Here is a 23645-nt window from a genome sequence, read left to right as displayed (position 1 = left end):
TGATATTAAGTCAATAGAGTAGACACCCCGAACAGAGAATACCAAAATAGTCTGACGTGCAGAGCTTTGGATTTAGCCAGCCTTTTTGTTCACTTGTTTAAAATACATAGATTGGAATTGTACGGGAGTCCTATATCCAATCGAAGAATGAATCCGCAAACGGTTGTACCAAATCTCGATGTACTCCCAGATGTCTCTTTGCGCTCGTTTGCGCGTTTTGTACATCTCTAAATGTATGAGCTCGCGTTTAATGACGCTATGGAATGACTCAATGCAAGCATTGTCGTAACAGTTGCCCTTGCGACTCATGCTGCCTTTCATCTTGTACTCTTTCAGCCGAGCTTGGTATTCTTTTGATGCATACTGGCTGCCTCGATCCGAATGATGCAACACACCATCAACCGGTTTTTCCCGCTTGTACGCATCGTCTAGTGCACTAATCACGAGTTCCTTGGTCATACGTGAGTCAGCTTTCCATCCAACAATTTTTCGTGTGTATAAGTCCATGATACTTGCGACATAGAGCCATCCTTCAATGGTCCAGACATAGGTAATATCCGACATCCACACCTGGTTTGGTCGCTCCGCCGCAAACGTCTGATTCAGCACGTTGTCATCCACGGGCTGATTGTGTTTGGAATGGGTTGTCGCTTTATATTTGCGGACCGTACGGCTTTTCAGCCCGTTCTCCCGCATGATACGAGCCACTGTTTTCTGCCCAACACGTATACCCTCGTCTCGCAACACCCGCATTATCTTTGGACTCCCGTATAAACGGCGAGAGGAAAGAAAGATTTGATGAATACGTCGGGTGAGATTTATTCGACGATGTTTACGCTCGCTAGTAGGGCGCTTAACCCATGCATAGTACCCGCTTCGATAGACCTCAAGCACTTTGCACATCCTCTGAACCGAATAGTCGAAGCGGTGATCGTAGATGAATTGATACCTTACTTCCGGTCTTTGCTGAAGATGCGCAGCGCCTTTTTTAAAATCTCTAGCTCCTCCTTCAACTCACGATTTTCCCGCTCCAAATCCCGCGTTACTTGCGCATCCGGCTTCAGATAACCAGATCCGACAAAAGGATGCTTTGGGTCGTTTTTATACTGCGCTATCCAGCCGTATAATGTCTTGTCGGAAATGCCCAAATCCCGTGCAACCTGAGAGGCGACCCGCCCCTCCTCCAAAATCATTTTCACCGTATTCAATTTAAATTCCGGGCTGTATCTTGTTGTTTTTGCCAATATAAACACCTCGAATCGATTTACTTATTTTCACACTCTCGATTCGCTGTGTCCACCACTAAAGCCTAACATCMCATTTCTCCAAGACAGACTCTATCAAGATTGACTCCTCCAATCAAAGTGTCTATTGAACCAGAAGACAACCCGAATTAAAGAAAATTTTTTACCCGGACTGTATGTCCAATAGCCTGTGCTTCGAGGGTTGTCCATTCGGTTTTTTTTACGGGGTATGACCACCACAAAATCTGCGGAACTGATCGGGTTCAAATTTAATTGTTGTTGGAAGTTGGAAATAAATCAAGAGGTAGAAACGATATTTTCATAATAGCCTGCGATTAATCCGGATCATGAATGTTTTTATTATCTCGGAATCTTTGCGATGAGTATGTCGTCTTTAATCACTTCGCTGAATCTACTCGTGACGATGATCTATCGCCGCGCGCCTGGAGTGACCTGGGGTCGGATGCCCGTTTTCGCGTGGTCGCAAGTCGCAGTCGCGATCATGAGCATGATCTGGCTGCCGGAGATACAGACCGGCATGGTGATGGGACTACTCGATCGCGTGATTCCAACGAATTTTTTCAATCCACACGGAGGGTATGCGCTAGCATGGGAGAGTCTGTTCTGGCTGTTCGGCCATCCCGAAGTTTACATCGTGATGCTTCCAGCGTGGGGCGTATGGCTCGAAATTACCTCCGTCATGTCGCGTAAAACGCTATTTGCAAAAAAATATGTGATTACCGCTCTCGGATTTTTGGCGGTGTTAAGCTCCATGGTCTGGGCGCACCACATGTTCACAAGCATCCGTAACTCTGAAATGATTCCGTTTTCGTTCTTCACAGAGTCGGTGTCGATACCGACTGGCGTCATGTTTCTCTCGGCGCTTGGAACAATGTGGAATGGCCGAATCCGTTTCAACACGCCGATGTGGTATGTGTTGGCAAGTATGTTCAACTTTACAATCGGTGGATTGACCGGATTTTTCCTTGCAGACGTGCCGGCCAACCTAGCCCTACACAATACGTTTTTCGTCGTGGCGCACTTTCACTTTACTTTTTTGGGAGGAATGATCTTCGCCTGGCTTGGGGCGCTGTATTACTGGTTTCCAAAAATCACAGGAAAAATGTATAACGAGCGGTGGGGAAAGCTCGGCGCTCTCTTGGTGTTTGTCTTCTTCAATGCGACTTTTTTGCAGATGTTTCTCGTGGGACTACACGGGATGAACAGGTGGGTAGCTCAGTATCCCGCCTATCTGGCGAATCAGAACTTGTGGATTTCTGTGAGTGCTTTTCTGCTAGGCATCGGGTTTATCATCGCGTTCTGGAATATGGCCATCTCATGGGTGAAAGGTGTGACGGCCGCCGAAAACCCCTGGGATGCAAAGACCCTCGAATGGATCACATCATCTCCTCCGCCTGTTGAGAATTTTAGCGAGATTCCGGTGGTGGCGGACGGTTTCTATCGTTATGGGGCCGCCGATCCCGAATTGCCTCTGTTTGAGGCTGAGACGCTGAAGGCCTTGGCGCGCAGACAGAAGAGACACAAAGAGGCAGCAGCAGGAAAGGATGAGCGATGATGGCAGTAGGAAAAGAGGCGAATGAAGCGCGTTCTCTCGACTGGAAGGATCTGCGGGCGTACCGCTTTAGTTTTTGGCTGGTAGTGGCGTCAAACACCGTCTACTTTTTTACGCTGATCATGACAAAACTTCTCATGGCTCCGGGTGCCGTTCCGTCCCAGGTAAATCAGTGGTTAGCGATGGCGCTTACGATTCTCATGGTCGGAAGCGTATTTCACGCGCGTTCGTCGCTCTCGCTCTTTCGCAAGGGAGAACTTCAGGCTTCACGGCGGCAACTTCGGTTCGGTGCAATCGTCGGAACGCTTATCCTCATCGGCGGATTTGTTGAGTGGGCGAGTTCTAGGCTGGCCCCTGGGTCTTCCTATGGGCAGTCGTATTACGCCCTGTCTGGACTGATGTACCTGGAACTGTTCGTGGGCGCGGCGGCACTGTGGTCCACCTCGCTGCGACCTCGGTTTGAGAAATTTCGCACTGACAATCACTGGGGACTGGAGATGCCAGTACTCTTCTGGCAGTATCTCACACTGGCTTGGGTCGTGGTGTATGTCGTGCTGTACATTGTCTGAATATAGATTCGGGTTATCTTGGCCCGATGATAAAGGGGTGTCTGGAATATGCCTCCCATGCCTGGGACGACTGGATTTTTTCCGCAGTTTCCGCCGCACTGGATGCCGAGTGTCGGCCTGCCGACCTGGTGGGATCTGTCGTGGTGGATTTTCGTGGTGTTGAGTATTGGCAATCTATGGCGTCTGTTCATTCGGCTCGCCGTCGATGTTGATGTGGACAACACGCCTGACCTGCAGCCGGGAGTGCGCAAGTCCGGTACTACGACGATCTCTCATGAGAATCTGTTCAAAGAAGCCTGATTGGAGATTTTCGAGTAGGAGAGGCGACAGAGAACTTCCGTTCCGAGAAAATTGTAGCGTGAAGATTCACGGAATTGAAAGGGGAGGGATGCAAGTGAGCACGGGGACAGGAACGGTCTTCAACGCGTTTACGGTAGGTGGTGTGATGTTTCTGGCTATTTTGCTGATTTATCTTCCAAACCAGAGCATTCCATCCGTGTCCCCGGTCGTGTCTCTAAAGGCGCGAAATTTCCTGCGGTTAAGCCTGGCATCCTTGTGGATCACAGACGGCATTCTCCAAGCTCAGCCAGCGATGTTTTCTGCTCGCTTTTTGCAGGAGGTTTTGCGACCGATGCTAACAGGTGAGCCGAATAGATTGCGCCACGCACTGGAAACACTTTATGGCTTGTGGGGCACCGCTGATCCTCTGTGGAACGCGCTGGCGACCCTTGTGCAGCTTTCTGTAGGCGCAGCCCTGTTTTCAAAGTGGGAATACGTGCAGAGACTGGGAACTAGGGCGTCTTTGGTCTGGAGTCTGATCGTGTGGGCGTTCGGCGAAGCATTCGGCGGAATCTTCGCACCGGGTACCAGCTTTATTGCCGGAGGACCGGGATCAGCCTTCGTCTATGCACTGATGTCTGCTCTTTTGCTCTTTGGACTCGATGGATGGATGGAAGGCAGGGCAATAAGAACTGCACGCAAATCAGTGGCGCTCTTGTTTTTTGCCGGAGCCGCATTCCAAACGTCCCCGCCTTTTTGGAATGCGTTGAACCTGGCCGGGCAGTTCGCATCGACGGCCACGGCAACACAGCCCGTTTTTTTCGCCGGTCCACTGTTCGGATTTGTTGATCTGGTCTATCGGAACCCGGTGGCCTGGAATGCGTTCTTCACTGTGTACATGCTATTTCTCGGAATGGCATGGTGGCACAATTGGCGCCATCTGTGGATTGATTGGCTCTCCATTCTGTGGCTTGCGTTTGAGTGGTGGTTTGGGCAGGGACTCGGGGAGCTTTTCTCTGGTGTGGCCACAGATCCAAATTCAGCCGTGCCAATCGCGCTCCTGATGATGGCCGCAGGGATGAATTTGAAGGGGAGAACACGTAGAGAAAAGGAAGAAAAGGTACGGTACATCCGCGAGCGATCATTTCGGAACAAAGAGGAATACATGGCGCGCCTGCATCTTTCAGACGCAGACTGAGATCTATTCCTTGGACACGAATCAAAACACAATCAAAAGGTTGCTCTCCATCGGAGGAGCAACCTTTTGATTGAAGAACATACGTTCATTTTACACCGCCACGTTCTTTATTTTTGTTAACATAATGTATATTATCGGACGTAAAATTAACAGGCAGAATTGACACTTATTTAATGCCAAAGGTTGCGGCTGACGGTTCGCCGACCACCGACATTGGCAAGTTTAGGTTTGCCATCCATTGATGATTTGCGTCGTAGATTTTGCTGCCGCGGATACGCCAATGATCAAATCCATTTTGTTGTATCAACCTATCCATCAATTTGAGTGTAGTCCTCTTTCCAGTCGCCTCGTTGTACACATAGGCTGCCGCAAGAGTATGACCACTGCTTGTCAAGTCTGTTGCGGAATACGTAAAAACCATTCCCGAAACTATTCGCATGGCAGAAAACATTCCACCGCCGTTTGTCAAACTCGCCAATCCAACAATCCTATGTTTTGCTAAGTTTACATAATACAAATTTGACGCATCCCCTTGATTCGCTCCAAGGACGGATGTATTCATTGTCAAAATCACCCCTTGATAGGCTGGCGCGAGGCTCCCCGGGTAGGCAACCGTCAACGCCACGGGTGGCTTTGGCGCAGGCACTCGGAAGGAGTGAGCGACTTTCCCCCACTGAAACCACCCTGTCCACGCGCTTCCTGCGAGAGACTGCATGGTTTGATTCTTGGGGTTTAAAGGAAATATGCTGTTTCCCGTAGATGAGAACGCAGGCGGTAGATCATTCGTGATCAGAATCGCACCGCGATTCAAAAACCCGCCATAGGCATGCCAAGGCGTCATCCACATTTGCGACGGGCCGGTCGGTTTTTGCTGATTTGAGGCGTATCCAAAATTTCCATTTTCAGGCTTACCAACATCAAGTACAGGTGATAAATGGCACCAAACAAGAAAGGGTTCGTCATGGATTGTTGTCGGAACAAGAATATAGTCCTTTGGGTTTCGATCCGTGATTGGCCACCTAAAATGGGCACCAGCCAGAGTAAATCCATTTGCCGTGTATGTCTTTACGGATTGATTTGTACCGTAATTCGGTGCAATTGCTCCTTTAAACGGCCAAGTTTGAATCGAATATAGGGCACCTGGTACACCTGTCATTTCTGTCGGCGTAACACTGGAAGACGCCGGTATCAACGTAACTTGTTTTGACGCTGCTCCAGGTTTTGTCACAGCATTGGGTGTATCACATCCAGAAAGTGCAACTGAAGCCATCGCTATGCCCGCAGTGATTTGCAAAAACTTGCGTCTCAACTCGCACACCCCTTCTTCTCAATCCCTCTTGACACAGATCATTTAATTTCATAGTATAAATATCATCGTATTGTATAATTCAACGGTGAAATAAATTGTCCGACTGCTTCACCGTGAAGGAGTGAATCACAATCAACCTTCTATCCGATCAGCAAGCCTTCGATGAATCGTTTCGCGTCCTCATGCATAATTTAGGGCCGCATTTATTCACACGCGTCCACCTCGGATTAACCCCTGGACAGGTGTTCATGCTTCACTTTATTCAAATGGATGAGCACTGCACCGTGTCACACTTGGCCGACAAACTTGAAGTAAACCCGAGCGCGATCACCGTCATGCTTGATCGACTTGAGCAACACAATTACGTGGCGCGCACGCGCGATGATAAAGACCGTCGCGTGGTACTTATCCATCTTACCTCAGAAGGCCGTGACAAACTTTCACAGGTTTTAGAAGTACGCAAACGCGTCGTCGAGTATTGCCTCACCCAATTGACGGATGAAGAGCGCATTAGGTTTCTTGCCACGCTCAAGAAATTGGCAGACGCGAGCGCCGCGATGAATTTAGAACAGATTTTGTCTGGAGCGGACGTATAAACGATTTTAGAGGAGAATTCAAATGTCAAGCGTCGATGCCACTTCTATCGATTCATCCGCGCCGATAGCCGGAATTAAGCATCGCGGTATCCTGATCTCAGGTCTTCTCATCGCCATGCTGTTCGGGGCACTTGATCAGACCATCGTGGGAACAGCCATGCCGCGCATTGTCGGTGATTTAGGCGGACTCTCCTATATGACCTGGCTGACAACCGCCTACATGCTGACTTCCACGACCGTTGTCCCGATCGCTGGAAAACTGGCTGATCTGTTGGGACGCAAAGTCGTCTATGTGACAGGCATTCTAATTTTTATGATCGGTTCAGCGCTCAGCGGCATGTCCGGTTCCATGGGACAACTGATTCTCTTTCGCGGCTTTCAAGGCATTGGCGGCGGCGTAATGATGCCGATGGCCATGATTATCATCGGCGATATGTTTACAGGCAAGGAGCGCGCAAAGTGGCAAGGAATCTTTGGCGCCATCTTCGGGCTCTCTTCGGTCATCGGACCACAAATTGGCGGCTGGATTGTCGACGCATCCAGTTGGCGCTGGGTTTTTTACATTAACCTTCCCGTTGCGGCAATCGCCGTCGTTCTCATCTCACTGGGGCTTCACCGCCACGAGCGCAAAGCTACTGTGAAGTTTGACATCGCCGGGATCGTTACCATGATCATCGGTGTCGTCAGCATTCTTCTCGCGCTCACTTTTGGCGGAAAAAATGAACCGTGGCTCTCCTGGCAGATCTTGTCGCTCTTTGCGCTATCCATTGTCTCACTGGTCAGTTTTGGCGTTATTGAGAACAGAGCGTCTGAACCGATCCTTCCGCTTCACTTGTTCAAAAACAAGGTGTTCAGCCTGATCAATGGGATCGGTTTCTTGATGAGCGTCGGCATGTTCGGCTCCATCATGTTCGTACCACTCTTCCTTCAAGGAATTCTCGGCGTAAGCCCTGCCGCCTCTGGAACCGCGATGACTCCGATGATGATCACGATGATCGTTGGGAGCATTCTCGGAGGTCGCCTCGTCATGAAGCTTGGGGTAAAGCTCCAATTAGCGCTCGGTATGATCATCATGGCCGTAAGCTTTCTGCTCCTGTCGATGCTTACGCTCCACTCTACTGCGTGGACCGTCTCCGGCGAGATGATCATTCTGGGACTTGGCATGGGACTTGTCTTGCCGATTCTGACAACCGCCTTGCAAGAGAGTTTTCCAAAGCGCGATCTCGGCGTTGTTACGTCATCCAGTCAATTCTTTCGCTCCATCGGCGGAACGTTTGGCATGACCATTCTAGGAGCTGTACTCAACAGCACATCGAGTTCACTCCTCACAAAAAACGTTGGACCCTTTCTTGATCACGCTCCAAACAATCCACTGGTCAGCAGTCTGAAAGCCATGATTCAAACGAATGCGCAGGGACTCTACTCTTCCCTGCTCAATCCAGTCGCGCTCAGCAAAATGCCAGTCGTTTTCATCCGTGACGTCGTTCCCGCAATCAAACAGGCGCTTGTCGAATCACTTCACAGCGTGTTTCTTGTCGGACTCGTCTTTGTTCTCTTAGGGACTGTTCTCACCTTGTTCTTAGGTAAGGTACAGATCTCGGATCGCCAAAAATCAGAAAGCAAACAACCAGAGAGCGCGTAATACACCCTGATTGATCATGTTCTTTCACGCAACCAAGGCACTTTGTGTGTCACGCCTTGACTCTATTGGCTTTAAACGAGTGAATCACATCAAAAGCCGCCGCTTCCAGATACCGCTCTGTGTGTGCTAGGCATTCTGCAAGCGACGACGGCTTTTGTTGGATGGCGCGAATTCCTGCGAATCGATCGTAGAGTTCTACGTACCCGTCACCGAGTGAACCGGAGAGTAAGAACGCGGGTTTGCAGTATTCCGCCGCGATCAAGCCAACCAGTCCGGGAAGCTTCCCGTACGCTGTCTGCGCGTCCGATTGTCCCTCACCAGTGAGAACCACATCCGCGGTTTTGATCCTTTCGCGCAGATCCACGACGTTTGCGATATAAGAGGCGCCAGACGTAAGGTGCGCTCCGAGCGCAAGCAGCGCGAATCCCATCCCTCCAGCGGCACCCGCTCCCGCAGTATGTGACCATCCTCCTTGAAGCGTCGCTTCAAGGAGCGATGAGAATTTCTCCATCCCCGCTTCAAGTTGATCAATCGCCGTGCGTGATGCACCTTTTTGCGGTCCATACACACGCGTCGCGCCGCGCATTCCAAGGAGTGGATTGTCTACATCAGACAACACCGTGATATTCGCATCCTTGATTCGTGGATCAAGCTCTGAAAAATCGACAGCCGCAATCTTGAGCAGGCTCTTGCCGCGCGGATCGATTGATTCTCCGTGCTCGTCAAGGAAGGATGCGCCAAGCGCCATTAGAAAGCCGACTCCTCCGTCGTTCGTTGAGCTCCCTCCGAGTCCCACCAGGATATTTCGATACCCTTGACGTAACACCTCGCGTAGCATGAGACCAAATCCAAACGTTGAAGTTTCCAGCGGATTTCTTTCCGTTTCTGCTAACAGCGGTAGTCCACACACACTCGCCAACTCTAAAATCGCAGTGTTCCCATCGCCGAGTATCCCAAATTCTGTATCTAGCGGATACAAGTAGGCATCACGTACAGCGATCGATACAGCGCGTCCTTTTGTCGCTTCGATCAGCGCATCCTTCGTCCCTTCACCACCGTCCGCGAGTGGCAGTTCGATAATCTGCGCATCCGGATACGCCAACCGACAGCCGCGCGCCAGCGCATGCGCCACACCGACTGCCGAACACGCAGATTTGAAGGAGTCGGGCGCAATCACAATGCGCATTCGATCACCTTGCCAAACGCGCCTGAGGAGATCCAGACGCGCTAAGAATTTGTTCCAGAGAACTCACGCTCGGACTTGCGGCACCCTTCATCTCCATGCAGCGCGACGGTGTGGGAATCAATTTCCCAGCATTGCACAGCCCTTTTGGATCGAGCTGATCACGAATCGCCTGCTGAAGTGTCAGCTCTTCTTGCGAAAACTGGTACCGCATCTCCGCAATTTTTTCAATCCCCACACCATGCTCACCCGTGATACTTCCCCCGACATCCACGCACAATTCGAGGATCTGTCTCCCCACATCCTGTGCGATATCCGTCTCTCCCTTTTTGCTGTCATAACAGATCAACGGGTGGAGATTCCCATCCCCCGCGTGAAAGACGTTTGCGATACGCAACCCTGACGTTTGGCTGATCGTTTCAATCCGTTTCAACACTTCCGCCAATCGCGAGCGAGGAATCACACCGTCTTGCACCATATAATCCGGCGAGATCCTTCCAATCGCCGGGAACGCCATTTTTCGACTGCTCCACCAGAGCGCGCGCTCCTCCTCGCTCTTTGCGGAGCGCACCTCGCGCACGTGGTTTTCTGTACACACATCCATCACGCGCTTAGAGAGCGCGCGCACAGTCGCTTCAAGTCCGTCGACTTCGACAATCAGCACCGCTTCCACATCACTCGGATAGCCAACGTGGTAGCGACTCTTATCAACCGCCTGCATCGCGAGTTGATCCATCATCTCACAGGCGGCCGGGATGATGCCTGCCGCAATAAATCCAGAAACGCTCGCCGAAGCGTCCTCGACCCGATCAAACAATGCCATGATCGTCTGAACGGCTTGAGGTTTTTTGAGAATTTTTACCGTGATCTCCGTCGCGATGCCAAGCGTCCCTTCCGAACCAACATAGAGGCCGAGAAGATCAAGCCCGTCTTCATCCCCAAAGGATGAACCGACTTCGACGATCTCTCCATCAGGAAGCACGATCGTCGCCGCAGTCACGTGATTGGTGGTCACACCGTATTTCAAACAATGAGATCCACCGGCGTTTTCTGCAAAATTACCGCCAATTGTGCAGACCGACTGACTCGATGGATCTGGCGCATAATAAAACGATTTTCCCGCCACCCGCTTTGTCAACTCCAAGTTGACAAAACCCGGTTGGACAACCGCTCGATGATTCTCTAAATCCAGGGATAGCAGTTGATCCATCTTCGCGAGACTGATCACCACATCGCCGCGCGTCGGTGTTGCCCCACCGCTGAGTCCAGTTCCTGCCCCGCGCGCCACATACGGAACACGCTGCTCGCTAAATAGTTTTAGAACGTGTGATACCTCATCGGTCGACTGCGGAAAAATGACTGCGCCCGGCAGGGATTTGAATGCTACATACCCGTCACACTCGTAAGCCTTCACTTGTCCCGGCGTCGCGTGAACGTTTGACGCCCCGAGAATCTCTTCAAGTTTACGTAATACATATTCAGTTACCATGTGCGACGTCCTCCTTTTGGTAAGAAGCGTCGAGCAATTCTACCGTATGCAGTACGTCAAGATCTCGCTGGCGTCTATTAACACCCAAGCGAATCTGCAACATACACCCTGGGTTTCCCATCACAACCGCATCAATCTCTTTTGGAAGGTCATCCATTTTTCGTTCCAGAAGTTTTTCAGCCATCTCCGGTTGTGTCAAATTATAAATTCCGGCGCTCCCACAACAGCGCTCAGAATCGGGCAGAGGGATAAGTGTGACACCTGGAATCGACTGTAGAATCAAGCGCGGTTCCGCGCGAATCCCCTGTGCGTGACAAAGGTGGCACGCGTCGTGGTACGTGATGCGTCGCTCAACGTGCCCTTGTGGTTTTACAAAGTCCTCTTCCACTAAAAGTTCAGAGATGTCACGCACACGTAATGAAAATTCAACAGCTTTTTCGTGCCATACAGGGTCATCTTTAAACAATTCAGGGTATTCCTTGAGCGCCGCACCACACCCCGCCGCGTTAATGACAACGCGCTCAACACCCGCATCCAAAAAAACCTCAATATTCGTCTTTGCGAGCTCTCTCGCCTGTTCGCGATCGCCCGCATGAACGTGAAGCGCACCGCAACAAAGCTGCTGCTTGGGAACGCGCACCTCGATCTCATTTTTTGTCAAGACGCGCGCCGTCGCCTCATTGATCGGCGTAAACAAGACATCCATTACGCATCCTGTAAAAAGTCCTACACTTCTTTTAGGGTTTTTTACAGGAATGCGCTCAGGAAGATTTGTGAGCGCCCTGCGTGCGCTGACCTCTGGTAACACGCCTTCCATTTCCCGCATCGCCACAGGCAAGACGCGCAACAACCCGACGCCGCGTGTCAAGCGCTGAATTCCAGAGCGCTGATAAAAGCGCATGAGACTCCCCAGCGTGTGCAAACGCGCCGGATGTGGAAAAACGCTGCGCAGAAAAAGCGCTTGCATGCCAGACGCTCTTTTCTGCTCGGAGCGTGCAAGGAACACTTGGCCGCGCGCCTCTTCAATTAAAGCCCCAACTTGTACGCCTGACGGACAAACCGATTCGCACGCGCGGCAATCAAGGCATGTCTCGACCGGAGAGATGACACCTTCATCAAGCGGAATTAGCCCTTCGGACGCGAGTTTAATCAGGTAGACCCGTCCTCTTGGCGAATGACTTTCATTGGATTGTTCCTGGTACGTGGGGCACACTTCAAGGCAAAAGCCACAGTGCACACAAACCGAATATTTGTCTTTCTCTGGCGCGTCCGCATAAGGGAATGAAGTCTGTCGCAGCATCGACTCACTTTGTGTGCTCATCACGCACCTCCTAACCGCGTTGAAGAAAAGAGTCCCGCGGGATCAAACGCTTGGTAGATCAGTCGGTGAACGGTTTGTTTGGAATCCGGGATGGCGATTTCCTGAGAAACGCTTGGAAAATCGTGATGGTCAGTGGGTAGCTTTTCGTAATGGAGAGACAATCCACACGCTGTGAGGTGCGAAACACACGCTGTCACAAGTGCCACGGCGTCATCGTCTGCCGCAAAAAACAAGCGCAGAACACCTGCAGGAATACACCCAGACAACCACATCCGTTCCTGATTCACAGCGGCGAGAAGCGTACCCGCGATCTCGATCAGTGTAGACGGCTTTCCCTGCACGCGAAGTACGGTCGCGGCCGTGCGCAGTGTCATGTGATAGTCCTCCCACAACACGGCGGTCTGCTCGGGCGTGAACGTCAGAATTTCAAGAGAATAAGACGAACTCCATGCGCGCAGAACACCCTCTTGAAACGCGGTTCCCTCCACAGGTTCATCGCAGCCTACAGCAAGCGTCAGTGGTGAACCAGTGTCTAGCGCACCGTGAGTGCCTGGCGAAGACGTCAATGTGCGCGCCAAAGATGTATTCACGCACTCAAACACACTTGGAATCAGCGTAGCGTCCATCAATTCTGCGCGCGCGCGATCCACATCTGCGACAGAACCCGAGAGAAGCGTAACTGTTCGCTGCGTCGGATACGGCCGCACACGGAGTGTAATTTCGATCATCACGCCAAGCGAACCAAATGAGCCGACCAGCAGTTTGGTGAGATCATAACCCGCTACATTTTTTACAACGCGTCCACCTGTGCGAACCACATCTCCATTCGCCAAGACCGTGCGCGTGCCGATAACGTGATCGCGTAGCGTTCCGTAAAGTGCCCGCGACGGACCCCACGCGTTTGTAGCGACGATGCCTCCCAGCGTTTCGTCAACGTCTCCAATTGGATCCACCGGTAAAAACTGATTAAACTTCAACAGTTCATGTTGCAAATCGCAAAGACGCATTCCTGCGCCGACCGTGATGACCATATCCTCTGGGGAATACTCGATGATCGAGCACAGTCGCTCCGTCTCAATCCACAGCTCCGCTTGCCCGTCTTTAAAAAGTGTGCCTAGTCGCCGCAAGGCACCGATCGGTGTAACCGATTTCCCATACTCACTCGCCAAACGCACAAGGGAGACCACTTCCTCCATCGTCCCTGGCGATGCAACCCAGCGTGATGTACCGTGAACAATGTGTTTTTTTACATACTCCTGACTGACGATTGTCATCAACGCGAGCTCAAAAGGATTCTCCATTCGCACGCCCCGTCCCAGTCTGATCGGTCGTATTCACAAAACAACTGTGAATGCGCTTTCTTTCTTCTAACTTTACGCACGGAGAAGCAAGACCGTCCAATATACATCGCGCGACTGATTGATAGGAAATAGATATCAAAAAGTGCCAACGCATTGTTGGCACTTCGTCATTCACATCGAGCTGAGCGCTTGGTTGTTGTGGACGCGCCCGATCACCTCTGCCAGCAGCGGGGCAATCGGTAACACCTTGATTGGCAATCCTTTCATCTCGGATCGCAGTGGGAGGCTGTCTGTCACCAGAACCTGTGCGATTCCTGTATGTTTTAATCGAATCTCTGCCGGAGATGAGAAGACGCCGTGCGTTGCACAGAGAACGGCGTTCGGACGCGCGCCCATTGCCAGCAAGTTCTCTACCACCTGAACAATCGTGCCCCCTGTGTCGATAATGTCTTCGATCACAATCGGCGTTTTTCCTTTGACATCACCAATCAAATGCGTAATCACAGCTTCATTATGTTGCGGTCGACCCTTGTGCATGATCGCCATGGGCAAATCAAGCATTGCGGCAAATTTTTCGGCCGTTTTTGCCCTGCCTGCGTCAGGAGAAACCACCACCGCGTCTACGAGATTCATCGCGCGCACTTCCTGGGCGAGCACAGAGAGCGCACTGAGGTGGTCTACCGGAATATTAAAAAACCCTTGGATCGCCGCAGCGTGAAGATCAATGGTAATTACGCGGTGGGCGCCTACGGTTGTCAAGACATCCGCCAAAACCTTTGCAGAAATCGGCTCACGAGCCTCCCCCTGCTTTTCTTGTCGACCATAACCAAAGTACGGAATGATGACATTGATGCGTCCAGCAGAGCTGCGTTTCAACGCGTCGATCATGAGCAGAAGCTCGACAAAGTGATCGTTGATCGGCGGACTAAACGACTGCAAGAGATAAACGTCGACCCCGCGCACACTCTCTGGAAAGTGAGCGTACAGTTCACCGCTTTTGAATTGGGACAAATGGACAGAGCCCAAATCCGTCGACAATTCGCGAGCCACTTGACTGGCCAACGCTTGATGGGATGACCCTGCATATAATCGAAAACCGTGAGACATTTGTCCTTCTTCAATCATTAAAGCGTACCCTCCCACACCCTATCAAGAATAAAGACCTTCAATCTCAGAATGCATCGGTGACACCATAGCGTAAATCTATCGTATGGGGCTCAGCTGTTTAAAACCATTCAATTTTCTCGAATCATTAGAATAGTTGGCAGCGTTTACATGAGGTCTTTCTTTACTCTATCACGCCAACCTCGCGCTGTGAACCCAGTCATCCGTCGAATATGCAACGGATGCGTGACAAGCGCGCTATTTCTAAGCGTATGCAGAACCTTTTGGCAAGCGCACTCTGACTTCCGTACCCGAGCCAGGCGTGCTCTTGAGGATGAGGCGCCCCTGGTGCGCCTCGACAATGCGGCTCGCGATGGATAAACCCAACCCGCTTGATGTCGTGCGCTGGCGTGACGGTTCTCCCCGAACAAAGCGCTCTGTAACCCGCGGTAAGATTTCCGAGCGGATGCCAATCCCCGTGTCGCGGACGATGATCTCCGCAAAATTTCCTCGCACTTGCGTTTGCAGCACAATCGTACCTTGATCTGTGTATTTAATCGCATTGTCTAACAAAATAAAAAGAATTTGCCGCAAGCGCGTTCGATCCCCCATGCAGTGAACAGCTTCTTCAAGGGAAACCGTCAGCGCAAGACCTTTTTCTACTGCGACCGGCTCGTAGAGCGCAAAAACTTCATCCGCAAGTTCAGACACATCGATATCCACGAGTTCCACAAATCCGCCCGACTCAAGTCGAGCCATATCCAAAATCTCTTCCGTCATCCGCGTCATCCGCTTCGTTTCCCGGTAAATTCCTTCAATCCACGGTAAATGTTGCGCAAGCGGTTCGTCGACATGGCGCAACAGAAGTTCCAGATTGGTGGCCATAACCGTAAGCGGTGTACGCAACTCGTGTGACAAATCGGCCGTAAACTCTCGCTCCCTTCTGCGCGCGGCCATGAGGGGACGAAGCGTCCACAGTCCCAAGGAGTATCCCCCTAAGATAGAGAGAATGGCCGCCGCGACGCCTCCAAACAAGAGTATGATCAGCAAGCGTTGAAACACTTCGCGCTGTGCGCTCACATCTTCAAAAATTTGTATGACAAGCCCTGTATGATGAGAAGTGATTTGCATGCAGCGATACGTCTGCCCGCCTACGTGAAGATTGAAAAAGCCTTTGACATCACTTTTTTTGGCGTCAATCAATAGAGCGCTTTCAAGGGGCGGCGTGACATCGCCGTTTGAAAGCAGTTTCCAATCCTTTGCGCGCCATACCGCCCACTGAAACGCATGATCGGAACCCGCAATCTCATTTAATTCGTGAAGATACGGGACAAATGTCGTCTGCCCAACCTTAGGCGGTGTAGAGAGACGTTCTTCATATCCAGGCTCTGAGAGAGGGAAATGGATAAACGTCTCGCGCAAACGTTCAGCGTAGGTTACCAAACGCTGGTCAAGCGTACTCGACGTCTGATTGACCACAAGGATATAGACAAAAACAGAGAGAATCGACCAGATCATCAAAAGTACAATCGCATTGACGAGCGCAAGTCGAAGGCGCTGCGCCCTGATCAGGGTAATTTCTGCAGACGATACCCTAGCCCGCGAATGGTTTGTATCGTGGGACATCCTTCATTCTCCAATCGTTTGCGAAGCCTCGACACGTAGGATTCCAGCGTATTTTCAAGTACATCCCCTTCAAACCCCCACACGCGATCCATCAGTTGAGAACGTGTCAAAATGCGGTTTGGATGACGCAAAAACATTTCAAGAAGAACCGCTTCTTTGGGGGGGAGAACAACGAATTCCCCAGTGTTCTCAATCGTCAGTTCGCGCGCACTGACGGAAAAACTGAGGGGGCCATATGTCAACAAATCAGGGTCATCCCACTCTTGACCGCCGACTCTGCGCAAAAGTGCGCGCAACCGCGCGATCAATTCTGTGCCGGCAAACGGCTTAACTAAATAATCGTCTGCACCCGTCTCTAAACCACGCACCCGATCGGACAGACTGTCACGCGCTGTCAACATCATGACAGGTAGGCGCTCCCCTTCTTTGCGCAGGCGCGCAATGACAGAAAAGCCGTCACGCGACGGAATCATCACATCCATGAGAGCGACATCATAGGCGCCTGAACGTGCGGCGTGCAACGCCTCGTCACCATCCTGCACCCAATCCGCGTCAAACCCTTCTTCGACGAGCAGGCTTATGACTGCGTTTGCCAGTTCGACATCATCTTCGACGAGTAATATTTTCGGCATGATGATCCTCCCTAGAGACGACCGCGTGCTTGATCTCGATTGCGGCGACTGCTCACAAAAACATAGCGAAGAATGACCATGGCAACGACTGCGAGCAGACTCCCCTGATAGAGGATCGTCAGCGAGCGACTGTCACTGCCTGCCATCACACCGTGTAAAAAGGATAAAACCCATGTGACAAGTGCAACGCGATGTACGCTCAGCCATCTGCCGCGCGGCAGAATACGCGTAAAGCGCGCCGTGCCACCCATGAAGATTGTCGCGTAAAGCGCGAGCGTGCCGATTCCAACGTAGAGCGGACGATACCCTGCGGTAAAAGGAATGAGCGCTCCCACCACATTGACATGCGCATAGGCGTCAAGGAGTAAGGACACCACATGAATCACTAAAAAATAAATAAGAAACAGGCTCAAGAGCCTGTGAATCGGCAAAAGATATTTCGTTCCTTTTAACGCCTCTTTATTTGGTGCACTGGATAAAATCAAACCAAAAAGCACGAGGACGGTCATTAATACATACGCGGTAATTCCGGCTGCGCGCGCGAGCAGCCAGGGCGTCATCCGGGCATAGGCGCCCGCATTTGTATGCGTTGCGAAAACAACAAGCGCGATGAACAAAACACTAAAGAATCCAGTATATAGAACAGTCCCTAATGATTTCATCTCTAAATTGATCCTTTCAAAGCCCCCTCATGAAGCACTTGTCGTCGCCTGTACAGGGGGAGCTGCAGCGACTGCGGCGGGAGCAGTGACAACCTGTCCAGAGATGGGTACTGTTGGAAGTCCCGCTGAGCGAAGCTGCGCATTCACAGACTGAATAAACGCGACGTCTTTATTCCACTGCGCGTGTAGCGCCTTGTCCGTTTGTGACAACTGTCGATACTGCGCAGAACTCGTCGCGCTTTTCCCGTTTTTATTCGCTTGAATCGCATGGATCATAGGGGTTACGGCGCTGATGCCCAACTGATACGTCGTTAAAAAGGCGACGACGATGATCCCCCACAACATGCTGTGACTTAAAACGCGTGACACCCTGTTCGTCTTTTTCATAAGGCTCAACCTCTCAGCGCTTCGCCCGTCTCTTAATTCTGCCCTGACGATTGAAGTTGAATCAGTCCCTCACTCGCCAATTGTTGAATACGGGATTGGTAATTGGTTTGTAACGCGCTCAATTGCTGCTGCATCCTTTCGATATCCAAAAGGAGCGGTTGTGTAGCTGCTGACGCCTGTGATCCCTGCGCCGTCTGCGGTAGTGGAACATACCCAATTCCACTCTTAGCATACGTTAATCCGGCTGTAAGGCCAATGCCCAGTACGACGGCTAGAAGTGGAATTCGGTTCCAAGCGATACCCATGACAATCACCTCAACGCAAACTTCAACAAAAGCATTATCGCCCGAAAAGCTGACAAGATCCTGACAGGCGCAGCGCTTTATACGCCTCATAGAATGCCTCGATCGAGAAGGTACAGTGCGAGTACCGTCCACCCGATTGAACTGACAGGCGCCATAATCCGAAACGAGGTGTGCCTTGTTTTGTGGTGAAATACCCTCATGGCAATCCACGTCCCTAATCCGCCACCTCCCACAGTGAGCAGGAGCAGAGTGCGCTCGCGAATTCTTCGACGTTTACGCCGTTTTGACGCGCGTTTATCATACAGCATAAGAAAAAAGGAGAGTGTAGACAGCGCAAGGCACCAACACAAGAAATAGACGATCGCGCTCCCTCCTCTTCCATATCTATCATTCGCGTTGCGCATCGAACACACGTTTGAGTGATGTACCCATTCATGATATAATTTACCTGAAAGCACACAGATTTGTATATTCTAATCGAGTGTAATTCTGACAATGATCGTGTGAAATCGTAAAGGAGCTCTCTCCTTGACAAGAATCAACGGATTAAGAAAACAAGATGAGATTTTGATTTATCTAAAGCAGGTCGTCTCAAAGCGGGGATATCCACCTTCTGTGCGCGAGATTGGAGAGGCGATGGGACTCTCTAGCACGTCGACCGTCCATGCGCATCTCGCTAAACTCGAAGATCGCGGATTGATTAAACGCGATCCGACAAAACCGCGCGCCATAGAGATTGTCGATGAAACGTCCGTGCCCATTGTCGGCGTGCCACTTGTGGGGCGCGTGACTGCAGGATTGCCGATAACAGCGATCGAAGAGGTTGAAGATTATTTGCCCATCCCTCCCTACCACCGCACAGCGAGCGAATTGTTCGCACTTCGCGTCAGTGGCGAAAGCATGGTGGATGCGGGCATTCTTGACGGAGATCTCGTGTATGTGAAGCGGCAGCAAACGGCTGACAACGGAGATATCGTTGTCGCAATGTCTGATGAAGGGGAGGCAACGGTAAAACGATTCTTTAAAGAACAAGAACGCATTCGACTGCAACCTGAAAACGCAACCATGCAGCCTCTCTTTTTTAATCAAGTAACCATTCTCGGAAAAGTGATCGGGCTTTATCGCAATCTTTTTTAAGGATGTCAGGAAAAAGCCAATCGCTTTGAACTCAAAGAGACAGGGGGTGCTGCCCCCTGTCTCTTTGAGTTCAGAAAAAAAGGATGTGACACGTCTCACTCCATCCTTAAAAACGGGAAATGCCCGTTCATACGTTTCGCTCAATACAGCGAGAGATACTGCTCTCTCTCCCACGGATGAACCGTCGTTCGAAACATATCCCACTCGATCATCTTCGCTTCATAAAAATGACGGTACGCGTGTTCTCCAAGGGTGTCGCGAATAACATCGTCATTCGCCAAATCATCCAACGCATCACGTAAGCTTGAAGGCAAGCTGAGGATGCCTGAGCGAACGCGCTCCATTTCATTCATCACGTAGATGTTGCGATTCACAGGAAGTGGCAGCATGCGTTTTTGCTCAATCCCGTCAAGCCCCGCGCGAAGCATGCATGCGATCGCGAGGTAGGGGTTGGTCGCCGCGTCTGGACTGCGCAACTCAAGTCGCGTCGAGACGCCGCGGGCTGCCGGAATACGAACGAGCGGACTGCGGTTTTTAGCCGACCACGCGATATAGCAAGGTGCCTCATAGCCCGGCACAAGTCGTTTGTACGAATTGACAATTGGATTGGTAATCGCAGTGAATCCTTTTGCGTGATATAAAATGCCTGCCAAGTAATGGCGTGCAGTCTGACTCAGCCCAAGTTCATCCACCTCATCATAAAACGCGTTGTTGCTTCCAATAAAGAGCGACTGATGACAATGCATGCCTGAGCCGTTTACACCATACAGCGGCTTTGGCATAAACGTTGCGTGCAATCCAAACTGCCGCGCCACCGTTTTGACAACCAGTTTAAATGTCATAATCTGATCGGCCGCCTGAAGCGCACTTGTATAGCGAAAGTCGATTTCGTGCTGACCGGGTGCTACCTCGTGATGGGACGCCTCAATCTCAAAGCCGAGCGATTCAAGCACCAATACAATCTCTCGTCGACAGTTTTCTCCAAGATCGACTGGCGCCAGATCAAAATAACCCCCTTGATCATTCACTTCTGTCGTGGCGTTTCCCGCTTCATCTATTTTAAAGAGAAAAAACTCCGGCTCAGACCCCACGTTCATCGAGGTGAAACCGAGTCGCTCCGCGTGGGCAAGCGCGCGCTTCAAGATACCGCGCGGATCGCCAGGAAATGGACTACCGTCCGGTAGGTAGATGTCGCAGATCAACCGAGCGACGCTTCCACCTCCGCTCTGCCAAGGAAATACGAGCCAGGTTGACAGATCCGGATAGAGGTACATATCCGATTCTTCAATGCGCACGAATCCCTCAATCGAAGAACCGTCAAACATGATCCGGTTGTCAAGCGCTTTTTCCAACTGACTGATTGGCACTTCCACATTTTTAATGACACCAAGCAGATCGGTAAATTGCAAGCGTAAATAACGCACATCCTGCTCTTTAGCCATGCGACGAATATCGTCTCTCGTGTACGAGCGCTGCAAAACGTTCACCCTTTTAGGTTAGGATTTATGAAAAAAGCGAGACAATTCACCCTGAATCATCGACGTTTTTACTCCCGGATAGTCTTGCCCTTCCGAAATTTCTCGCATGAGCAGTTCATGCAGTTGCGTATCTGTAAGCTCCGGCGTCGCTTCCGGTCGCTGAATCGCGCCCGTCTGACCAGGGTCATTTTTATGAATCATCGCCTTGATCCCAGCGATGTTGAGTCCTTTATCGATTAGGCTCTTAATTTCCAATAACCGTTCAACATCGTTAAACGAAAATAATCGTTGATTTCCATCCGTTCGCTCAGGATGAATCAATTCATTTTGTTCATAATAACGAATTTGTCGCGCCGTCAAATCGGTCAATCGCTGTACGATTCCGATTGGAAAAAGAGCCAGATTTCTCCTCGTCGCGTCATCCATTCATGGACCTCCGAACCTTTTCCTTCTGATCACAATGTATCACCCATCCCAAGACAGGTCAATCTCAAGTTAGGGCTATGTAAGGTTTCCCGACGACATCGCATCGACAGCTGCCGTCACGGCAAGTTTAACGTGCGCATACGTCAGTCCACCTTGCAGATAGACCGTGTAAGGTGAACGCAAAGGTCCATCTGCCGACAATTCAAGGGAAGAGCCCTGTACAAAAGCGCCTGCCGCCATGATGACCGGATCTTCGTACCCAGGCATCGCCCACGGTTCAGGCCTGACGTGCGCGTCAATCGGAGAGTTCGCCTGAATCGCGCGACAAAACGCGAGCAGTCGCTCTGGCGTTTTCAGGTTTATTTTAAGAACGAGATCGCGCGGAAGAATATCCGCTGCCGGTTCGCATGAATACCCATTTTTCGCGAGCAGCGCAGCCGCAAACACCGACCCTTTCAGCGCTTGTCCAACCACGTGAGGCGCGAGATATAACCCTTGAAAAAATAAGCGATAATTCTCATACGATCCCGCCTCACTGCCAATTCCAGGCGCTGTGACGCGATAACTGATCATCTCTATCGCCTCATTTGTCCCGGCGATGTAGCCTCCAGTCGGAGCGATGCCCCCACCCGGATTTTTAATCAGTGACCCTACAATGACATCAGCGCCTACATCTGTCGGCTCTTTTTCTTCTGTAAACTCACCGTAGCAATTGTCCACGAGTACGAACACATGTGGATGCGCGCGCCGGAGCGCCGCAAACGCCAAACGAAGTTCTGCGATCGATAGCGCGCGCCGCCACGCATAGCCAGCCGAGCGCTGAAACGCGATTACCCTCGTTTGCGGTTTCACCGCGGCGAGAATTCCCGCCAGATCAAGATGGCCAGTTTCAGTGAGTGAAACGGAATTGAAGGTCACACCAAACTCACGCAGCGAACCCATGCCTTTTCCGCGCAGTCCGATGACTGGAGCGAGCGTATCGTAAGGCTCACCCGTCGCGTAAAGCAGTTCATCTCCCGGACGCAGCAAGCCAAAAAACGCGATACTAAGCGCGTGCGTTCCCGAGGCGATGCTCGCGCGAACAATCGCCCGATCCGCGCCAAACGCTCGCGCAAAAACGTAATCGAGCTGTTCGCGTCCCCGGTCGGAGTATCCGTACCCGGTCGATCCGAAAAGATGCGCATCGGAAAGGTGCGCCGCCTGAAACGCGTTCAACACCTTTTCCTGATTGAAATCAACCAATTCATCAATTTGTGCACACTGGGGGGCAATCTCATTTTCAATCGCGCGCCATAAGGCGCGCCGTTCCTCAAGTACCATGCTCACACTCCTGACAACACGTCAAAGCTAACTCACTCCGCAGAATAGGCACTCTCAACAAACGGCAAAAACAGAGACGCGTCGCGCGCGTCGACTTGCAGATCAAAGTGAAACGAATCCGCCTCGTCACTCATATTTTCTACAAAACCTGAGCGATACGCGCGGGCAATCAGATCGCCTCGCTCAGAAGGAACGCGCAGGCGGAGATGAACGCGCACACCAAGCAGTTCGTCAATTACGCGCATAAGCTTAGCAAGCGTCTCTTCATCTGTTACATCCCCAGCAACGACGCGCTTTGCTTTCGGATCACCGTGAACCGCAAGCGGTGAATTTCTTTTTTGATTCAACACCGTAATGACAGGCGCCACACTCTTTAATTCTTTGTCGAGCACGTGATACACCGTGCTCATCTGTGCGCTCGCATCATCATCCTGCGCATCGACCACGTGGAGTAGCACGTCCGCGTCGATCGCCTCTTCAAGCGTCGCGCGAAACGCGTCGACGAGATGGTGTGGCAGTGCGCGAATAAACCCGACCGTGTCCGTCACTACCCATGTTCGACCTTCATACGTGATGCGGCGACTTGTCAAATCGAGCGTGTCAAAAATGCGGTCATTTCCACTACGCACTTCCCGTTCACCGTAGCGCTTGGAGATTCTTTGTAGAAGCGTCGTCTTGCCAGCATTTGTATAACCAACAAGGCCAATCGAGTACACCCCTTGCCGCTTGCGGCGGCGGCGATTCTCCCGGCGTCGTTCCCCTTCTGCAGTAACGATGCGCTTCAAATCAGAAATTTCTCGACGAATTTTTCGGCGATCCGTCTCCAACTGCGTTTCACCGGGTCCTCTCGTCGTGCCAATTCCC

At 51.3% G+C, this 23645-nt stretch carries 24 protein-coding genes; 7 read left to right on the top strand and 17 right to left on the bottom strand.

What is annotated here, in order from left to right:
• Positions 1–72: 72 nt before the first annotated feature.
• Positions 73–1193, bottom strand: a protein-coding gene (locus tag AYW79_RS11195; RefSeq protein WP_269449025.1) for an IS3 family transposase whose coding sequence is annotated in 2 segments (ribosomal slippage) — positions 73–980 and positions 980–1193 — 1122 coding nt in all. Because the reading frame shifts where the segments join, the coding sequence is not laid out codon by codon here.
• A gap of 385 nt (positions 1194–1578) precedes the next feature.
• Between AYW79_RS11195 and AYW79_RS11185 the strand changes: the two genes are divergently transcribed.
• From AYW79_RS11185 to AYW79_RS11170, 4 genes are all read left to right on the top strand, one after another.
• Positions 1579–2820 carry a cytochrome c oxidase subunit I gene (locus AYW79_RS11185; RefSeq protein ID WP_156481848.1) on the top strand — a complete coding sequence of 414 codons (1242 nt, stop codon included), beginning with the start codon at positions 1579–1581 and terminating at the stop codon, positions 2818–2820.
• Positions 2820–3386 (top strand): cytochrome c oxidase subunit 3, encoded by a 567-nt coding sequence (locus tag AYW79_RS11180; protein ID WP_067565763.1) that lies wholly within the window; start codon positions 2820–2822, stop codon positions 3384–3386. The genes AYW79_RS11185 and AYW79_RS11180 overlap by 1 nt, the downstream gene beginning before the upstream one ends.
• A gap of 57 nt (positions 3387–3443) precedes the next feature.
• The gene (locus AYW79_RS11175; protein ID WP_156481849.1) at positions 3444–3686 is read left to right on the top strand and encodes a hypothetical protein; all 243 of its coding nucleotides are present in this window, start codon (positions 3444–3446) and stop codon (positions 3684–3686) included.
• A 94-nt stretch (positions 3687–3780) separates the two neighbouring features.
• The gene (locus tag AYW79_RS11170; RefSeq protein WP_067953149.1) at positions 3781–4863 is read left to right on the top strand and encodes a hypothetical protein; all 1083 of its coding nucleotides are present in this window, start codon (positions 3781–3783) and stop codon (positions 4861–4863) included.
• A 166-nt stretch (positions 4864–5029) separates the two neighbouring features.
• Here AYW79_RS11170 and AYW79_RS11165 read toward each other — a convergent pair whose 3' ends face one another.
• The gene (locus AYW79_RS11165) at positions 5030–6172 is read right to left on the bottom strand and encodes a hypothetical protein (protein WP_067565754.1); all 1143 of its coding nucleotides are present in this window, start codon (positions 6170–6172) and stop codon (positions 5030–5032) included.
• Between the two features lie 182 nt (positions 6173–6354).
• Between AYW79_RS11165 and AYW79_RS11160 the strand changes: the two genes are divergently transcribed.
• A complete protein-coding gene (locus AYW79_RS11160) occupies positions 6355–6768 on the top strand; it encodes a MarR family winged helix-turn-helix transcriptional regulator (RefSeq protein WP_067565751.1) in 414 nt (137 codons plus the stop codon).
• 22 nt (positions 6769–6790) lie between these two features.
• Positions 6791–8410: an MDR family MFS transporter gene (locus tag AYW79_RS11155; protein WP_067565748.1), complete on the top strand. Its 1620-nt coding sequence runs from the start codon at positions 6791–6793 to the stop codon at positions 8408–8410.
• A 49-nt stretch (positions 8411–8459) separates the two neighbouring features.
• Here AYW79_RS11155 and AYW79_RS11150 read toward each other — a convergent pair whose 3' ends face one another.
• The 11 genes from AYW79_RS11150 to AYW79_RS11100 all read right to left on the bottom strand — a co-directional run bounded on the left by AYW79_RS11150 (position 8460) and on the right by AYW79_RS11100 (position 18824).
• Complete coding sequence (locus AYW79_RS11150; protein ID WP_067565745.1) at positions 8460–9596, bottom strand: glycerate kinase; 1137 nt, start codon at positions 9594–9596, stop codon at positions 8460–8462.
• A gap of 4 nt (positions 9597–9600) precedes the next feature.
• Positions 9601–11082: an FAD-linked oxidase C-terminal domain-containing protein gene (locus tag AYW79_RS11145; protein WP_067565742.1), complete on the bottom strand. Its 1482-nt coding sequence runs from the start codon at positions 11080–11082 to the stop codon at positions 9601–9603.
• A complete protein-coding gene (locus tag AYW79_RS11140) occupies positions 11072–12403 on the bottom strand; it encodes a (Fe-S)-binding protein (RefSeq protein WP_067565739.1) in 1332 nt (443 codons plus the stop codon). The genes AYW79_RS11145 and AYW79_RS11140 overlap by 11 nt, the downstream gene beginning before the upstream one ends.
• Positions 12403–13704, bottom strand: a complete 1302-nt coding sequence (locus AYW79_RS11135) for an FAD-binding oxidoreductase (RefSeq protein WP_067565736.1) — start codon at positions 13702–13704, stop codon at positions 12403–12405. Before AYW79_RS11135 ends, AYW79_RS11140 begins: the two co-directional genes overlap by 1 nt.
• A 171-nt stretch (positions 13705–13875) precedes the next feature.
• Positions 13876–14829: a ribose-phosphate diphosphokinase gene (locus AYW79_RS11130; RefSeq protein WP_231877844.1), complete on the bottom strand. Its 954-nt coding sequence runs from the start codon at positions 14827–14829 to the stop codon at positions 13876–13878.
• A gap of 243 nt (positions 14830–15072) precedes the next feature.
• Entirely contained in the window at positions 15073–16434 is a 1362-nt protein-coding gene (locus tag AYW79_RS11125; protein WP_067953153.1) for a sensor histidine kinase, read from the bottom strand.
• Positions 16377–17066 (bottom strand): response regulator transcription factor, encoded by a 690-nt coding sequence (locus AYW79_RS15580; protein WP_067565729.1) that lies wholly within the window; start codon positions 17064–17066, stop codon positions 16377–16379. Before AYW79_RS15580 ends, AYW79_RS11125 begins: the two co-directional genes overlap by 58 nt.
• Before the next feature lie 11 nt (positions 17067–17077).
• Positions 17078–17728, bottom strand: coding sequence for a ferric reductase-like transmembrane domain-containing protein (locus AYW79_RS11115; protein WP_067565727.1), 651 nt, complete (start codon positions 17726–17728; stop codon positions 17078–17080).
• Between the two features lie 27 nt (positions 17729–17755).
• A complete protein-coding gene (locus AYW79_RS11110; protein ID WP_067565724.1) occupies positions 17756–18115 on the bottom strand; it encodes a hypothetical protein in 360 nt (119 codons plus the stop codon).
• Between the two features lie 32 nt (positions 18116–18147).
• Positions 18148–18510: a hypothetical protein gene (locus tag AYW79_RS11105; protein WP_067565721.1), complete on the bottom strand. Its 363-nt coding sequence runs from the start codon at positions 18508–18510 to the stop codon at positions 18148–18150.
• Positions 18507–18824, bottom strand: coding sequence for a DUF1294 domain-containing protein (locus AYW79_RS11100; protein ID WP_067565718.1), 318 nt, complete (start codon positions 18822–18824; stop codon positions 18507–18509). The genes AYW79_RS11105 and AYW79_RS11100 overlap by 4 nt, the downstream gene beginning before the upstream one ends.
• Before the next feature lie 124 nt (positions 18825–18948).
• On the opposite strand from AYW79_RS11100, the gene lexA reads away from it, so the two are divergent.
• Entirely contained in the window at positions 18949–19557 is a 609-nt protein-coding gene (gene lexA / locus AYW79_RS11095; protein WP_067565715.1) for a transcriptional repressor LexA, read from the top strand.
• A gap of 140 nt (positions 19558–19697) precedes the next feature.
• On the opposite strand, the gene glnA is transcribed toward lexA, so the two are convergent.
• The 4 genes from glnA to AYW79_RS11075 all read right to left on the bottom strand — a co-directional run.
• On the bottom strand, positions 19698–20999 hold the full coding sequence (gene glnA, locus AYW79_RS11090; protein ID WP_067565772.1) for a type I glutamate--ammonia ligase: 1302 nt from the start codon (positions 20997–20999) through the stop codon (positions 19698–19700).
• Between the two features lie 54 nt (positions 21000–21053).
• Positions 21054–21461 carry a MerR family transcriptional regulator gene (locus tag AYW79_RS11085; RefSeq protein WP_067565712.1) on the bottom strand — a complete coding sequence of 136 codons (408 nt, stop codon included), beginning with the start codon at positions 21459–21461 and terminating at the stop codon, positions 21054–21056.
• 75 nt (positions 21462–21536) lie between these two features.
• Positions 21537–22781 carry a methionine gamma-lyase family protein gene (locus AYW79_RS11080; RefSeq protein ID WP_067565709.1) on the bottom strand — a complete coding sequence of 415 codons (1245 nt, stop codon included), beginning with the start codon at positions 22779–22781 and terminating at the stop codon, positions 21537–21539.
• A 32-nt stretch (positions 22782–22813) separates the two neighbouring features.
• Positions 22814–23645: GTPase (locus tag AYW79_RS11075; RefSeq protein ID WP_197467720.1), on the bottom strand; the 832-nt coding region annotated here is incomplete at its 5' end.

The sequence above is a fragment of the Ferroacidibacillus organovorans genome, from assembly GCF_001642725.1.
In the GTDB taxonomy this organism is placed as follows: Bacteria; Bacillota; Bacilli; order Alicyclobacillales; family SLC66; genus Ferroacidibacillus; species Ferroacidibacillus organovorans.
The sequence above is the reverse complement of the archived record's forward strand: the minus strand, read 5'-3'. Positions and strand labels throughout refer to the sequence as shown.

What these genes read in the sequence shown, in the direction of transcription:
- AYW79_RS11180 (WP_067565763.1), top strand. Translation starts at nt 2,820, where the DNA reads ATGGCAGTAGGAAAAGAGGCGAATGAAGCGCGTTCTCTCGACTGGAAG.
- AYW79_RS11175 (WP_156481849.1), top strand. Translation starts at nt 3,444, where the DNA reads ATGCCTGGGACGACTGGATTTTTTCCGCAGTTTCCGCCGCACTGGATG.
- AYW79_RS11160 (WP_067565751.1), top strand. Translation starts at nt 6,355, where the DNA reads ATGCATAATTTAGGGCCGCATTTATTCACACGCGTCCACCTCGGATTA.
- AYW79_RS11155 (WP_067565748.1), top strand. Translation starts at nt 6,791, where the DNA reads ATGTCAAGCGTCGATGCCACTTCTATCGATTCATCCGCGCCGATAGCC.
- AYW79_RS11150 (WP_067565745.1), bottom strand. Translation starts at nt 9,596, where the DNA reads ATGCGCATTGTGATTGCGCCCGACTCCTTCAAATCTGCGTGTTCGGCA.
- AYW79_RS11145 (WP_067565742.1), bottom strand. Translation starts at nt 11,082, where the DNA reads ATGGTAACTGAATATGTATTACGTAAACTTGAAGAGATTCTCGGGGCG.
- AYW79_RS11140 (WP_067565739.1), bottom strand. Translation starts at nt 12,403, where the DNA reads ATGAGCACACAAAGTGAGTCGATGCTGCGACAGACTTCATTCCCTTAT.
- AYW79_RS11135 (WP_067565736.1), bottom strand. Translation starts at nt 13,704, where the DNA reads ATGGAGAATCCTTTTGAGCTCGCGTTGATGACAATCGTCAGTCAGGAG.
- AYW79_RS11130 (WP_231877844.1), bottom strand. Translation starts at nt 14,829, where the DNA reads ATGATTGAAGAAGGACAAATGTCTCACGGTTTTCGATTATATGCAGGG.
- AYW79_RS11125 (WP_067953153.1), bottom strand. Translation starts at nt 16,434, where the DNA reads ATGTCCCACGATACAAACCATTCGCGGGCTAGGGTATCGTCTGCAGAA.
- AYW79_RS15580 (WP_067565729.1), bottom strand. Translation starts at nt 17,066, where the DNA reads ATGCCGAAAATATTACTCGTCGAAGATGATGTCGAACTGGCAAACGCA.
- AYW79_RS11115 (WP_067565727.1), bottom strand. Translation starts at nt 17,728, where the DNA reads ATGAAATCATTAGGGACTGTTCTATATACTGGATTCTTTAGTGTTTTG.
- AYW79_RS11110 (WP_067565724.1), bottom strand. Translation starts at nt 18,115, where the DNA reads ATGAAAAAGACGAACAGGGTGTCACGCGTTTTAAGTCACAGCATGTTG.
- AYW79_RS11105 (WP_067565721.1), bottom strand. Translation starts at nt 18,510, where the DNA reads ATGAGGCGTATAAAGCGCTGCGCCTGTCAGGATCTTGTCAGCTTTTCG.
- AYW79_RS11100 (WP_067565718.1), bottom strand. Translation starts at nt 18,824, where the DNA reads ATGCGCAACGCGAATGATAGATATGGAAGAGGAGGGAGCGCGATCGTC.
- glnA (WP_067565772.1), bottom strand. Translation starts at nt 20,999, where the DNA reads ATGGCTAAAGAGCAGGATGTGCGTTATTTACGCTTGCAATTTACCGAT.
- AYW79_RS11085 (WP_067565712.1), bottom strand. Translation starts at nt 21,461, where the DNA reads ATGGATGACGCGACGAGGAGAAATCTGGCTCTTTTTCCAATCGGAATC.
- AYW79_RS11080 (WP_067565709.1), bottom strand. Translation starts at nt 22,781, where the DNA reads ATGGTACTTGAGGAACGGCGCGCCTTATGGCGCGCGATTGAAAATGAG.